The 14,280-nt window shown below is 62.3% G+C and carries 11 protein-coding genes and 1 pseudogene; 6 read left to right on the top strand and 6 right to left on the bottom strand.

Going from position 1 to position 14,280, the window contains the following annotated elements:
• Window positions 1-32 precede the first annotated feature (32 nt).
• The 4 genes from ACZ0AI_RS05100 to ACZ0AI_RS05085 all read right to left on the bottom strand — a co-directional run bounded on the left by ACZ0AI_RS05100 (window position 33) and on the right by ACZ0AI_RS05085 (window position 5,845).
• On the bottom strand, window positions 33-1,430 hold the full coding sequence (locus ACZ0AI_RS05100) for a diaminobutyrate--2-oxoglutarate transaminase (RefSeq protein WP_463564844.1): 1,398 nt from the start codon (window positions 1,428-1,430) through the stop codon (window positions 33-35).
• Window positions 1,431-1,630: 200 nt separating this feature from the next.
• Window positions 1,631-4,075, bottom strand: a complete 2,445-nt coding sequence (locus ACZ0AI_RS05095; RefSeq protein ID WP_463564843.1) for a TonB-dependent siderophore receptor — start codon at window positions 4,073-4,075, stop codon at window positions 1,631-1,633.
• Between the two features lie 304 nt (window positions 4,076-4,379).
• Window positions 4,380-5,330: a FecR domain-containing protein gene (locus tag ACZ0AI_RS05090; protein ID WP_463564842.1), complete on the bottom strand. Its 951-nt coding sequence runs from the start codon at window positions 5,328-5,330 to the stop codon at window positions 4,380-4,382.
• Complete coding sequence (locus tag ACZ0AI_RS05085; protein ID WP_463564841.1) at window positions 5,324-5,845, bottom strand: sigma-70 family RNA polymerase sigma factor; 522 nt, start codon at window positions 5,843-5,845, stop codon at window positions 5,324-5,326. Before ACZ0AI_RS05085 ends, ACZ0AI_RS05090 begins: the two co-directional genes overlap by 7 nt.
• A 258-nt stretch (window positions 5,846-6,103) precedes the next feature.
• On the opposite strand from ACZ0AI_RS05085, the gene ACZ0AI_RS05080 reads away from it, so the two are divergent.
• Complete coding sequence (locus tag ACZ0AI_RS05080; RefSeq protein ID WP_463564840.1) at window positions 6,104-6,568, top strand: hypothetical protein; 465 nt, start codon at window positions 6,104-6,106, stop codon at window positions 6,566-6,568.
• Window positions 6,569-6,578: 10 nt separating this feature from the next.
• On the opposite strand, the gene ACZ0AI_RS05075 is transcribed toward ACZ0AI_RS05080, so the two are convergent.
• Window positions 6,579-7,466: a polyprenyl synthetase family protein gene (locus tag ACZ0AI_RS05075; RefSeq protein ID WP_463564839.1), complete on the bottom strand. Its 888-nt coding sequence runs from the start codon at window positions 7,464-7,466 to the stop codon at window positions 6,579-6,581.
• Between the two features lie 253 nt (window positions 7,467-7,719).
• On the opposite strand from ACZ0AI_RS05075, the gene fni reads away from it, so the two are divergent.
• The 5 genes and pseudogenes from fni to crtB all read left to right on the top strand — a co-directional run bounded on the left by fni (window position 7,720) and on the right by crtB (window position 13,689).
• Entirely contained in the window at window positions 7,720-8,775 is a 1,056-nt protein-coding gene (fni, locus tag ACZ0AI_RS05070; protein WP_463564838.1) for a type 2 isopentenyl-diphosphate Delta-isomerase, read from the top strand.
• The gene (locus ACZ0AI_RS05065; RefSeq protein ID WP_463564837.1) at window positions 8,772-10,043 is read left to right on the top strand and encodes a glycosyltransferase; all 1,272 of its coding nucleotides are present in this window, start codon (window positions 8,772-8,774) and stop codon (window positions 10,041-10,043) included. Before fni ends, ACZ0AI_RS05065 begins: the two co-directional genes overlap by 4 nt.
• On the top strand, window positions 10,040-11,203 hold the full coding sequence (crtY, locus tag ACZ0AI_RS05060; RefSeq protein WP_463564836.1) for a lycopene beta-cyclase CrtY: 1,164 nt from the start codon (window positions 10,040-10,042) through the stop codon (window positions 11,201-11,203). Before ACZ0AI_RS05065 ends, crtY begins: the two co-directional genes overlap by 4 nt.
• Window positions 11,200-12,691 (top strand): annotated as a pseudogene (locus ACZ0AI_RS05055) (phytoene desaturase). The gene crtY and the pseudogene ACZ0AI_RS05055 overlap by 4 nt, the downstream one beginning before the upstream one ends.
• Window positions 12,688-13,689 carry a 15-cis-phytoene synthase CrtB gene (crtB, locus tag ACZ0AI_RS05050; protein WP_463564834.1) on the top strand — a complete coding sequence of 334 codons (1,002 nt, stop codon included), beginning with the start codon at window positions 12,688-12,690 and terminating at the stop codon, window positions 13,687-13,689. The pseudogene ACZ0AI_RS05055 and the gene crtB overlap by 4 nt, the downstream one beginning before the upstream one ends.
• On the opposite strand, the gene ACZ0AI_RS05045 is transcribed toward crtB, so the two are convergent.
• Window positions 13,571-14,107, bottom strand: coding sequence for a sterol desaturase family protein (locus ACZ0AI_RS05045; protein ID WP_463564833.1), 537 nt, complete (start codon window positions 14,105-14,107; stop codon window positions 13,571-13,573). The two genes, crtB and ACZ0AI_RS05045, sit on opposite strands and share 119 nt — an antisense overlap.
• Window positions 14,108-14,280 lie beyond the last annotated feature (173 nt).

Below are 14,280 nucleotides of genomic sequence, written 5' to 3'. Positions count from 1 at the left end.
CTGGGTAGGCGTGCACGGCGCTTGCGGACAGATCAGCCACGGGCACCTCCCCGCGCGTCGGCTAGTGCAGCGTCCAGCGCGCGCTCGAAACGGACGACCACTTCACTGCACTGCGCCTCGTCGATGATCAAAGGCGGCAGCAGGCGGATGACGCTGCCATTGCGCCCGCCTCGTTCAAGCAGCAGGCCCTGCTTGAAGCAGTGGCTCTGAATGGCAGCTGACAGCGCAGCATCCATGGGGTGGGCGCCCAGCGCGTCGGCAGGCTGACGCTCGTCGACGATTTCCAGGCCTAGCATCAGCCCGCGACCGCGCACCTGACCAATCACCGGGTAGCGCTCACGCAGCGCATTGAAGCGCTCCTTCAACCAGTCACCGCGCACCTGAGCCTGCTCGGCCAGGGCATCGTTCTGAATGATCTGCAGGGTGGTCATGCCGCTGGCCATGGCCATCTGGTTGCCGCGGAAAGTGCCGGTATGGGCGCCTGGCTGCCAGGCGTCGAACTCGCGCTTGATGGCCAGTACCGCCAGTGGCAGGCCGCCGCCGACCGCCTTGGACATGACGATGATGTCGGGCTCGATATCGGCATGCTCGAAGGCGAACATCCGCCCGGTGCGACCAAAACCGGCCTGTACCTCGTCGAGGATCAGCAGGATGCCGTGGCGCCGGGTGACCTCGCGCAGGGTTCGCAGCCATTGATTGGGGGCCGGGTTGGCACCGCCCTCGCCTTGCACCGCTTCGACGATCACCGCAGCCGGCAGGCAGACGCCGCTCTCGACATCCTCGATGAACTGGGTGAAGTAGTAGGACAGCGTACGAGCACCCGCCTCGCCGCCGATGCCCAGCGGGCAACGGTATTCGTGGGGGAACGGCATGAACTGCACGCCGGGCATCAGCGAGGCCACGGCATCTTTCGGGCCGGTATTGCCGGTCACTGCCAGGGCACCATGGGTCATGCCGTGGTAACCGCCGGAAAAGGCGATCACGTTGCTGCGCCGGGTAACGGTCTTGGCCAGTTTGAGCGCGGCCTCCACGGCATCGGCACCCGAGGGGCCGCAAAACTGCAGGCAATAGCCCTGGCTCGGCAGCACGCCGAGCAGAGTCTCGCTGAAGGCATCCTTCAGCGGCGTGGTGAGGTCCAGGGTGTGCATGGGCACCCCGGAAGCCAGAAAGCTCGACAGGCTGTCGACGATGGCTGGATGGTTGTGGCCCAGCGCCAGGGTTCCTGCGCCGGCCAGGCAATCGAGATAACGACGCCCCTCGACATCGGTCACCCATACGCCCTGCGCCTTGGCAATGGCCAGGGGCAGCTTGCGCGGGTAACTGCGCACATTGGATTCGAATCGCTCCTGGCGTTCCAGGTAATCCGCGTTGTTGCTATGGGCCGAATCGCGCTGGAATCGGTCCAGTGGTATTGCTCGTTCACTCAACATGGTGCTCGCCTCTATCTGTTCGAGGCTCCGGTTGGAGCCGTTGAAAGTCGTCAGCACTGCACTCATCAGTCAATGGCAGGTCACGCAAAGCACGGGGCAGCCTTCTGCGAGGCTTCCCGCTTCATCCCTGAATGGTTGGTTTTATTGTGTGCGGCGAGCGCCCGATGCATGGGTGTTCGCCGCAGAGGTACTACGGAAGGTCAGAACCCAACGGTTGCCGACAGAATGAAGGTGCGTGGGGTGGAAATGGTCAGGCCAGCTTCGCTGTCATCCGAAGCGCCCGCCGAGATCCAGTCCCGGCTGTTGAGCACGTTCTCGACGGTGCCGCGCAGGGTGATATCCGTGCCATCGGCCTTGAAGGCGTAGCGCGCGCCGACGTCATAGCGCGTCCAGGAGTCGATTTCCTTGGTATTGGCCTGATCCAGGTATTGCGAACTGCTGTACATCCCACGCGTGGTCAGGGTCAGACCCTGCAGGGTAGGCACGTCCCATTCGGCGCCGAGGTTGGCGTTGTATTTAGGCGTGGCCGGGGCGCGGTTACCGTCAGTGGCGCCGCCGTTGTTGGTATCGGTCAGCTCGCTGTCTATGTACATCACACCACCCAGCAGACGGAAACCTTCGACAGGCTCGCCGAAGACGCTGACTTCCACACCGTCGTTGACGCGTTTGCCGTTGGGACCGAAGGTGCCCTCAACCTGGCTACCCACTGGCGCAGCAGTCTCATAAGCCGGCTGTTTGATACGGAACACTGCCGCAGTGATGGCGAACTTGCCCATATCGTACTTGGCGCCCGCCTCGATTTGACGACTGATGAACGGCGCGAATATCTCGTCCTCATTCTCGGAGGTTGACGGCGCAATCTTGCCTTGGCTAAGGCCTTCCATGTAGTTGGCGTACAGCGACAGCTGATCGGTAGCCTTGAACAGTACGCCGACCGAGGGCGACAGTTTTTCCTCATCGTAGGAGGTGTCGCCTTTCACGCCGTCTGTCCAGTCATCGACCTTCACTCGCTGCCAGCGCGCGCCGAGGGTCAGCAGTACGCGATCTTCCAGAAAGCCCAAGGTGTCGGAGAGCGCGACACCGCTGAAACGGTTCTCGGTGTAGACCTTGGCGTCATCGCGGGTTCGGACGCTTGGGGTCGGCGTGGCCACCGGATTGTAGAGATTGCTCTGGCCGGTGGCGTAACGCCCACCGCCATTCTCGAAATCCAGCTCGAAGTAGTCGGCAGCCAGATTCACCTCATGGCTGACAGAGCCGGTCTGGAACCACTTGCGCACGCCCGCATTCACGGTGCGTACATCTTCGTCACGGGTGAAATCACGCGGCGAAACGGTGAAATCACCGGCGGCGTTGGTGATTGATACGTTGTGGCGCAGGAAGTCATGGCGGCTCTTGCGCGCGCCCACGGCGCCGTAGACCATCAGCGAGTCGTCGATATCGTATTCGCCGCGCAGGGCACCGAAGGTGTCGCTGGTTTCGGCCTTGCTCCAGGCCTGGGCATAGTTGTGGCGTACGTCATCCGCCTTTGGAACAGGTACTGTCCCAGGAACCAACACCCGCTCCTGCGGTGCGTCTGTGTCGCGCTCGGTATGCCCTACATCCATCGACAGGCGCAGGCGCTCATCGCGGAAGTCCAGACCGACCACGGCCATTTCGCGATTGACCTTCTGGTCATCCCACTCGGTATCGCCGGACTGTTTCACGCCGTTGAAACGGATACCGAAGCGGTTGTCCTCGCCGAAGCGGCGACCGACATCGACCGCGCCGCCTACCTGGCTGTCGGAGGCATAGCTGCCGGTGAACTCAGTGATCGGTTTGTCGGTGGCACGCTTGGGCACGATATTGATACCGCCGCCGACGCTGCCCCGTGGCGAAATGCCGTTGACCAGCTGGGTCGGGCCGCGAAGGATGTCGACGCGATCGGCCATTTCCATGTCGATGGAGTACGTCGGCATGATGCCGTACAGCCCGCCGTAGGAAACGTCGCTGTTGAACAGGCTGAAACCACGGATGGTGAACTGCTCGAAACGGCCGCCAGCCGGGTTGGTGGAGCGTACCGCCGGGTCGCTGGCGGTCAGGTCTGCCAGGGTGCGCGACTGATTGTTCTTCACCGCCTCGCTGGTGTAGGTGGTCATGCTCAGCGGCGACTCCATGAAGTCCCGCGAGCCCAGCAGTCCTTGGGAACTGCGGCGTGCCACCTGGCCGCCAGCGTAGCGCTCGCCCTCAAGGCTCTCTGAGGGCACGGTGACACCGGTAATCGCCGTCGGGGCGATTACCATGGCAGAGGCCCCTTCGCTGGCCGGCACCAGCGTGTAGGCTCCAGTGCCTACCGGCTGCAGACGCAAACCACTGCCCTGCAGCAGCCGCGCGAAGCCTTCATCGACGCTGTAGCTACCGGAAAGCCCCTGAGTGCTTTGGCCACTGACCAGCGCCGGATCGACGGAGAGGCTCACCCCAGCCTGACTGGCGAAACGGCTCAACGCGGCGCCCAGGTCGCTACCCGGCACGTTGTAGCTGCGCTCCTGAGTCTGGGCATGAGTGGCGAACGGTGCGACCGCCCCGAAACCGAGCAACAGGCTCAGGCATACCGTCGAGTAGGAGATGGATGACACCAGACGAGGCCGATGACGTGTCAATAGTGGCATGGGAAGCATTCTCTTTTTAATTCACTTACTACCCATGACAGGCCAGTGAAGAAAAAGGGACAGAGCGCGAGAAAAAATTTCACAACCCATCTGTAGGAGCCGCGACCCCGCGGCGAATGGTGGTCAACGCCATGGATCTTCGGAACGGCACCACCACATTCGCGCCGCGCCGTCCCGACTGCGCCAGACACTCCTCTTGCAGATACATTCATACCGTAGGAGCCCGCTTGCGGGCGAATCGTGGGCATGGCACGAATTACTGGAATGGCCGCAATCGCATCTCCCGCAAGCGGGCTCCTACAGGTCAGGCCGCTCGTTCGCGAGGTACCAGAGTGACCCAGTAGCGCGTACGGGCCTGAACCTGCAGCGGCAGGCTTGCAGCAAGCAGATCGAGTATCTGGTCGGTGTCGGCGAGGCGGAAGCTGCCGGTGACGCGTAGTGATTCGAGGGCTGGCGACCAGCGCAGGATGCCGGGACGATAGCGATCCAACTCACGTAGGAAGTCGCCCAACGGCTGATCGTTGGCCATCAGCACACCGTCACGCCAGCCGGGTACTTCGGTATCGAAGGCCACGGTGGACTCGATGCGGCCTTCACGCAGGCGCACCCGCTGACCTGGCCGCAGGGCAAGCGTCTCGTACCCCGTTGGCCGTAGCTGCGCGGTACCGCCGAACACTGAAAATTCGCAGGCATCGTCCTGCTGACGCACACAAATCTCCCCTGCACTGACCGTCGCCATGCCCTGCTCGGTGTCAATGATGAAGGGGAACGCACCGGCAACCCGCAAGGCGATTTCACCGCGTACCAGGGTTAGCTGCCGCTTGCCGGCGTCGATATTCACTGCTGAAGCGGTATTCAGATCCAGCACGCTGCCATCGGCCAGGGTCAGGCTGCGGCGCTCCCCGGTGCCGGTGGAGAGATCTGCCCGCCAGGCCTCGATCGGCAGTTCGCGGCTGACCAGCCAGGCGGCCGGTGCCACAGTGGCAAGGCCAAGCATGCCCTTGAGCATGCGCCGACGGCCCTGGTCGGGGCGGTTCAGGCTGGCCATGGCCAGTTCGGGGGGCAGCCCGTCGAAACGCGAGCGCAGCGCTTGAATCCGTTGCCAGGCATGTTCGTGGGCGGCGCTGTGGTCGCGCCAACGCTGCAATGCGGCGTGGTCCTGCTCACCAGCCTCACCAGATTCGATCAGCGCCAACCAGCGGGCGGCGGAACGCGCAACACGGCGGGTATCGTCACTGACCTCAGGGTTCAACACAGTTCGACCAGCAAACAGTGTTCGTAGGCTTGAGCCATGTAGCGTTTGATGCTGCGCTCGGAAACCTCCAAGCGCTCGGCAATTTCCCGGTAGCCGAGCCCTTCAAGCTGGCTAAGTAGAAAGGCACGGCGCACCACTGGTGGTAAGCCATCGAGCAATTCGTCCAGGGCCTGCAGGGTTTCCAACAGTAGCCAGCGTTGCTCTGGCGAGGGCGCGCAGGTTTCGGGTAGTTGCAGCAGTGCATCGAGATACGCCTGTTCAAGGCTGCGGCGTTTGTGCAGATTGATCAGCAGGCGCTTGCCAATGGTTTTCAGGTACGCGCGTGGCTCCTGCAGTTCGGCAATAACCTGGGAGCCGCCTAAAACGCGGATAAAAGCATCCTGACTGAGGTCTGCCGCATCCCAGCCGTTACCCATACGGCGACTCAGCCACTGCTCCAACCAACTGCGGTGGTCGCGGTAGAGATCGTGAAAAGCCTGTGCAGTGGATACTGCCGAACCGGACATGCCGGGCACCTGTTGTAAGAGTCAATAACGAGATCGATTCTAATTAACAACGGAACCAAGCGGTAGCCTTGCTGATGGATTTCGTCGCCTACTACCTTCTCCCGTTGCTGTTCATCAGACTGATGATGCGCGTATTGGAAGGCTGCCATCAGACCGGTACAAGGCGAAAATCCGGCTGAATATTTAAGCTCAGAGAGCAGCAAAACATTTGGCAATGACCGCCACTGCGCTCTATTGTGCTGCGAGTTTTCGACAGAGCGGCCTGCCATGAAGTCTATTTCCATCCTGCTTTTCAGTGTTATGTGTTCCAGCGCCTGGGCCACCGATGCGCCCGCCCCTTCCACGCCCTGGACGCTGCTGGATCAGTTCGAAAAGGCCTACACCCTCAATGACAGCGCCCGCGTGGTGCTGGTGGCACGCAGCATGTCGACCGCACGCCTGGTCAATGGCGCACTGGAGGAGAAGCCGGAAGGTTTTCTGGAGGCGCGCCACGTGGTCTACGTAGCGGATATCGAGAAGATGCCATCACTGGCGAAGATGGTCGCGGTGCCGGCCATGCGCTCGGCCAAATACCGCATCATGCTCGATCAGACCGGCAGGGTCGCAGGCCGCTATGAAGGCGACCGGGAAACCGTGCAATGGCTGGAGCTGGAAGGCGGCAGCGTGATTCGCGAACAGCGTTTCAGCGATGCAGCCGAACTGCAGAGTGCGCTAGAGGCGCTCCCTCAATAGTCCCTGACGCTCACGCGAAGAGCATGCCGAGGAAGCGGCCTATATACACGTCACCTCGATAGGCCTCGTCCAGGCAAATCTGCGCACGTGCCAGGTGACCATCGAGGCGTTCGCGCACCCTCTCCTCTCCATGCAGTGCCAGCAGGGTCGACTTGCCGTCGTCCTTGCCCTGATCTTTAGCGTTGTTGGGGTTGGCGTCTTGCAGGTCATCGTAGAGCTGCACGGCATGGCCGAGTTCGACAGCGAAGCGCTGCAGCACGCTGCGCACCGGTTTGGGCGCGTCGCTGATCAGGTAGGCCATGTCCATGATCGCGCTGAACAGCACCCCGGTCTTGAGCTTGTTGGTTTCGGCGATCTCTTCTTCGGAGCGGGCATTCTTGCCATCGCGCAGATCCTGCAACTGCCCCTGCACCAGACCCTGTGAGCCGACTGTATTGGCGACGATTTCCACCAGTTGAGTGCGCACCAGCGGCTTCAACCCCTCGATACCGGCGACCACGCCAAAGGCTCGTGCCAGCAAGGCGACGGCGGCGAGAATGGCGATGTCTTCGCCGAACGCCAGGTGCACGGTGGGCCGCCCGCGACGGATCTGGGCGTCGTCCATGCACGGCATGTCATCGAGAATCAGCGAGGCGGCGTGCACCATCTCGATGGCGCAGGCCAGATCCAGTGCCTGACGCTGATTGGCGCCCAGGCCATTGGCGGCAAGTAGCAACAGCAGTGGCCGCATGCGTTTGCCAGGGGCCAGCGCACCGTCACGAACGGCAGCGGCTACCAGATCTCGTTCATTGCTGACGGCGGGTAGCAGTTCATCCAGCCGCCCCTCGATGGCACCGCGCAATTGCAGCAGGTGCTCGGTGAATCCGCTGTCGATCGTTGCAGTCGCATAGGCTGTCATCGTTCCCTCTCTTCTTCTGTATTCCCGCAACACTTGGACACGCTTTCAAGTACTGCCAGGCCACTGCAACGAAGGATCCTGACACCGAAATGATCACAACTGAAGCGGGTTTGTAATGTTGGAACGTCTAGTGCGTGCAGTTGCCTGATAATGTGGCCAATTCAAGCCTAGCGGATGTCGATATGCTATTCGATCATTCCGTTCTGCACAGACCGCGTGCACCGCAAAATGATTCCTGCGCAATGGAGCCTGCATGAATAATAACGACCTGAGTCGGCGTAAGGATGACCACCTGGATATCGTTCTGGATCGACACAAGGCGGCTACACGTGTCAGCGCAGGCTGGTCGGCCGTGCAGTTCGAACATTGTGCATTGCCTGAGCTCGATCATGGGCAGATCGACCTGCGCAGCTCGCTGCTCGGTATCGCTCTGCAGGCACCGCTGCTGATCAGCTCCATGACCGGCGGTGCCAACCGCTCCGAAGCCATCAACCGCCACCTCGCCGAAGCCGCCCAGGAGCTGGGCATTGCCATGGGCGTTGGCTCCCAGCGCGTCAGCCTGCAGACAGGTAACGACCAGGGCCTGACCCGTGAACTACGCCGCTGCGCGCCAGGTATCCCGCTGCTGTCCAATATCGGCGCCGCGCAACTGCTCGAACCTCAGGGGCTGGATCTGGCCCGCCGTGCCGTCGATGCGCTGGAAGCCAACGGCCTGATCATTCATCTCAACCCGCTGCAGGAAGCCGTTCAGCCTGAAGGTGACCGCGACTGGCGCGGTGTGCTCACGCAGATTGCGCGGGTTGTGAATAGCCTGCATGTGCCGGTGATCGTCAAGGAAGTGGGCGCCGGGCTATCGGCCTCGGTGGCTCGCTCGTTGGTCGAGGCTGGCGTCCAGGTCATCGACGTGGCAGGTGCTGGCGGCACTAGTTGGGCTGCGGTGGAAGGTGAACGCGCCGCGAATGAAGCAGATCGAGCCGTGGCAATGGCCTTCGCTGGCTGGGGCATTCCGACCGCCACGGCGCTGCAGGGGATACGGGAAGCCTTGCCTGACGTCACGCTGATCGCCTCCGGCGGTGTTCGTGACGGCGTGGATGCTGCCAAGGCCATTCGCCTGGGCGCCGATATCGTTGGCCAGGCCGCTGGCGTGCTGCCCGGGGCGACACTCTCGACCGAGGCCGTAATCGAGCATTTTCAGATCGTTATTCGCCAACTACGCACGGCGTGCTTCTGCACCGGCTCTTCCAACCTTGTCGCGCTGCGCAAGGCCCGATTGCTGCCCCAAGGCACACAGCAACTGGTTCAAGCATGAGTCATTTCGCCGTTATCGCCCCACCCTATTACAGCCACTTTCAGGCATTGCAGGCGTTGGCGGTCGAGCTACTAGACCGTGGGCACCGGGTGACCTTCTTTCATCAGTCGGACGCCGCCCATTGGCTCAGCGACCCGCGCGTCGGCTTTCGCTCAGTGGGTGCCAACAGCCACCCGCCAGGCAGCCTGGAGCACACCTTGCGCCAGGCGGCGCGACCAGACACCCCGTGGGGGCTACGCCGCATCATCAAACAGATGGCGGCTACCACAGCCATGCTCTGCGCCGAGCTGCCGAGCGCACTGGCTGACAATCACGTGGACGCCCTGCTCTGCGATCAGATGGAGCCCGCAGGCGGATTGGTTGCCGAAAGCCTGGGACTGCCATTTGTTTCCGTTGCCTGCGCGCTGCCGGTCAACCGCGAGCCGGGGTTGCCACTGCCGGTGATGCCGTTCGCCTACGCCACCGACGAGCGCAGCCTGCACATGTACCGGGGTAGCAGCCAGGTGTACGACTGGTTGATGAAGCCGTTGGGCAAGGTCATCCAGGATGCCGCCAAACGCCTGGATATCGCACCGCGCACGGCGTTACACGAATGCCTGTCGCCGTTGGCGCAAATCAGCCAGACGCTGCCCGGGTTCGACTTCCCGCGCAGTCAGTTGCCCGAGCACTTTCACGCGGTCGGCCCGTTGCGTAGCCCGGCGACCGAGCTGCAGGGCGAATGGCCAATCGATAAGCAGAGGCCATTTTGTTTTGCCAGCCTCGGCACGCTACAGGGTGATCGCCTCGGCCTGTTCGAACGGATTGCTACGGCTTGCCGCAGTATCGACAGCCAATTGCTGATCGCCCATTGCGGCAAACTCAATGCGGCGCAGGAACAACGTCTTATCGAGCGCGGCGCTACCTGGGTCACCGACTTCGCACCGCAGCAATGGGCACTGGAGCAGGCCGACGCGGTGATCACCCATGGCGGCCTGAACACCGTGATGGATGCAATCGCCGCACGCACTCCGATGCTGGTAATGCCGATTGCTTTCGACCAGCCTGGCGTGGCGGCGCGCGTCGCCTACCGAGGCGTGGGTACGCAATTGAGCCGTCGGGCCAGCGCCTCACGTATCGCCGCGGCGCTGCGTACCTTGCTGGCAGAGCCGTTGCCTGGTTTCGAGGCGCTGAACCTGGAATTGCAGCAGGCAGGCGGCGCACCGAAGGCCGCCGATATCGTCGAAGCAGCCATGGTGCAGCACGCCCCGGCAGAGGCGGCCCAGCAATGACCTACGACCTGATTCTGGCTGGCGGCGGCCTCGCCAATGGCCTGATCGCCTGGCGTATGCAGCAGCGGGCGGATCTCAAGGTACTGTGCATCGAAGAGCAACTGAGCCTGGGCGGCAACCACACCTGGTCGTTTCACGACGGTGATCTGAGCGAAGCTCAGCATCGCTGGCTGGAGCCTCTGGTGGTGAAGCGCTGGCCGGGCTATCAGGTGCACTTCCCCTATCTGTCGCGTGCCATGAACAGTGGCTACGCGAGCATCACGAGTGAGCGTTTCGCCGAGGTCATCACCCCAGCGCTGGGTTCGACGCTTCGCCTGGGCAGCGCCATCAGCGAAATCAGCCCTACCCACGTGACACTGGAGAGTGGCGAGCGGCTCAACGCCCTGGCAGTGATCGACGGCCGCGGCGCCAAACCGAGCAGTAATCTGATACTTGGCCAGCAGGCCTTCGTCGGCCAGCTGCTGCGCCTCGAGCAACCCCACGGCCTGACGACGCCGATCATCATGGATGCGCGAGTGCCACAGGGCGACGGTTATCGCTTCGTCTACGTGCTGCCCTTTTCGGCGGACACGTTGCTGATCGAAGACACCCACTACGTCGACAATCACCGCGCCTCCACCGAACAGTTGCGCGAACACATCGCGGCCTATACCCGTCAGCATGGCTGGCAGGTCGCCGAGTGCCTGCGTGAGGAACAGGGCATCCTGCCAATCACCCTGGCCGGCGACTTCGACGCTTTCTGGGACGAAGCCGCCGGCCAGCCGCTGTCCGGTCTACGCGCCGGGCTGTTCCACTGCACCACCGGTTATTCACTGCCCCATGCGGTGCGCCTGGCAGACTGGCTCGCGGACTATGCATTGCAAGACGCAGCCACGTTGGCACGCGACCTGCGCGCCCACGCCCGAAGCGAATGGCGCAACCAGAACTTCTACCGTCTGCTCAACCGCATGCTGTTCCTGGCCGGGCGCCCGCAAGATCGCTGGCAGGTCATGCAGCGTTTCTACGGACTGCCCGCAGGGCTGATCGAGCGTTTCTACGCTGGCAGCAACCCCTGGTACGACCGTGCACGAATTCTTGTCGGCAAGCCGCCGGTGCCCGTTGATCAAGCCATGCGGGCGGCCGTGCGCCATTCCCCTCGGCATTTCGAGACTCGTTCATGAACCAAGCGAAAACAGCCATCGTCATCGGCGCGGGTTTTGGCGGGCTGGCTCTGGCCATTCGCCTGCAGAGCGCAGGCATCCAGACCACGTTGCTGGAAAAACGTGACCAACCAGGCGGCCGCGCCTACGTCTACCGTGACCAGGGCTTTACCTTCGACGCCGGTCCAGACGGTGATTACCGACCCCAGCGCCATCGAAGAACTGTTCGCCCTCAGCGGCAGGAAGGTTGCCGACTATGTTGAGTTGCTTGCGGTCAAACCCTTCTACCGCCTGTGCTGGGAGGATGGCACGCAGTTCGACTACGCCAACGATCAGGCCGAGCTGGATCGCCAGATCCAGGCCCTCAACCCCGGCGACGTGGAGGGTTACCAGCGCTTCCTGGCTTACTCCCGTGCGGTGTTCAAAGAGGGGTACCTGAAGCTTGGTGCGGTGCCTTTCCTGTCGTTCCGCGACATGCTCCAGGTTGGCCCGCAACTGGCGCGGCTGCAGGCTTGGCGCAGCGTCTACTCAATGGTCTCGAATTTCGTCGAACACGACAAATTACGCCAGGCCTTCTCGTTCCACTCCTTGCTGGTCGGCGGTAACCCCTTCGCCACGTCATCGATCTACACCCTGATCCATGCCTTGGAGCGCGAGTGGGGCGTATGGTTTCCCAAGGGCGGCACGGGTGCACTGGTGCAGGGCATGGTCACGTTGTTCGAAGATCTCGGCGGTACGCTGGAGCTGAATGCTGACGTGGCCGCCATCGAAACCGAGGGCAATCGCGCCACCGCCGTGCGGCTGCAGGACGGTCGTCAGTTCGCGGCCGACAGCGTGGCCTCCAACGCCGACGTGGTACACACCTACGCCAACCTGCTCGCCAAGCACCCGCGTGGGCGGCAGGAAGGTCGTCGCCTGAAAGGCAAACGCTTCAGCAACTCGCTGTTCGTGATCCACTTCGGCCTCAAGCGCCCGCAGCCACAGTTGCAACACCACACGGTGTGTTTCGGGCCACGTTATCGCGAGCTGATCGAGGAAATATTCAGCGGTCAAACCCTGGCCGAGGACTTCTCCCTTTACCTGCACGCGCCATGCGTGACCGACCCCAGCCTGGCGCCGCCCGGCTGTTCGAGCCACTACGTGCTGTCGCCAGTGCCGCATCTGGGCAACGCGCCGATCGACTGGGAGGTCGAGGGCCCGCGCTACCGTGATCGCATTCTCGCCTACCTCGAGGAGCACTACATCCCGGGGCTGCGCGAAGACCTGGTGACCTGCCGAATCTTCACACCCAACGATTTTCGCGATGAGCTCTATGCCTATCAGGGCTCGGCGTTTTCGCTGGAACCCGTGCTGCAGCAGAGTGCCTGGTTCCGCCCGCATAACCGGGATGCGCAACTGAGCAATGTTTATCTGGTTGGTGCTGGCACCCACCCTGGCGCTGGCGTTCCGGGCGTGATCGGCTCGGCCAAGGCCACGGCGGGCCTGATGATCGAAGACTTACAGCCATGAGCGCCGCCACGCCGGACGATCAGGCGCTGATCGAGCACGCTAACCAGAGCATTGCGGTAGGTTCGAAGAGCTTCGCAGCGGCCTCGAAACTGTTCGACGAGCCGACCCGACGCAGCGCCGTGATGCTTTACGCATGGTGTCGCCACTGCGACGACGTGATCGACGGCCAGGAAGCCGGGCACAACGCCGTATCGATCAGCCGCGAACAAGCCGAGCAACGCCTGGCTCATCTGCAGGCACAAACCCATACGGTATATGCCGGTGGCGAGCTGAACGACCCCGCTTTCGCAGCCTTTCGTCAAGTTGTGATCGCACACGACATTCCCGAGCAGCATGCCCTGGAGCACCTAGCAGGTTTCGAAATGGATGTACTGGAACACCGCTATCGGAGCATCGACGATACCCTGCAGTACTGCTACCACGTGGCCGGCGTGGTGGGTCTGATGATGGCCCGGGTGATGGGCACTCGAGATGAGCCGACCCTGGATCGCGCCTGTGACTTGGGCCTGGCATTTCAACTGACCAATATCGCCCGGGATATCACCGAAGACGCCGCCGTGGGGCGCTGCTACTTACCCGAACAATGGCTGGAAGAACTAGGCGTACCGCGCGATCAGGTCGCCGATATTCGTTATCGTCCAGCCGTGGCGGTGCTTGGCAAGCGCCTGGTCGAGTTAGCCGAGCCCTACTATGCCAGCGCTCAGGCCGGCCTTAGCGCCCTGCCCTGGCGCTCTGCCTGGGCGGTGGCAACCGCAGCGGCGGTGTACCGGCAGATCGGCATGAAAGTTCTGGACGCTGGCGACTACGCCTGGGACGAACGCATCTCCACCTCCAAAGCGGAGAAAGTCGGCGCAGTGCTTATCGGGTTGTGGCGTGCGCTTAAGAGTCGTGGCGCTCGCTGGCCGGCTCGCCCCGCTCACCTGTGGCAACGTCCACATCCGTCTTGCGCAGCGGACCGTCATGCATCGCCCGCAACTGTGCCTTCAGACGCGCCGTAGTCGGTGCGTAAAGAAAACCGAAGGAGACGCAGCGCTCCTTGCCCTCCACCGCATGGTGCATCAGATGCGCCTGATACAGGCGCTTGAGGTAACCACTGCGAGGCACGAAGCGAAACGGCCAGCGGTGATGCACCAGCCCGTCATGGACGACGAAGTACAACAGGCCATAGGCGGTCATTCCCGCACCAATCCATTCCAGTGGGTGCAGACCCTGGGTGCCCGAGGCAATCAACACAATTGCCAGCCCGGCGAATACCGCCGCATACAGATCGTTCTTTTCGAACCAGCCTTCACGCGGCTCATGGTGCGAGCGATGCCAACCCCAGCCCCAACCGTGCATCACGTACTTGTGCGCGTAATAGGCGACACCTTCCATCGCAATCAACGTGGCGAGAAAAACCATAGTGTTGACGATCATCGGGCGACTGGCGCTCGCAAGCTGAAAGTGGCAAGCGCAAAGCGGCTGAAGTGGGTAAGTGACACGCTGTAATCCCTCTGACGATGATGGTTGATCAGGATCCCTGCTGCATTCGTAATGTTTGGCTGCACCGTGCATAACATCCGCAGTGCATCATTATCTGCAGTCATGAG

It is taken from the genome of Pseudomonas sp. AC355 (assembly GCF_979258205.1).
This window is presented reverse-complemented; position numbering and strand designations above follow the sequence as displayed.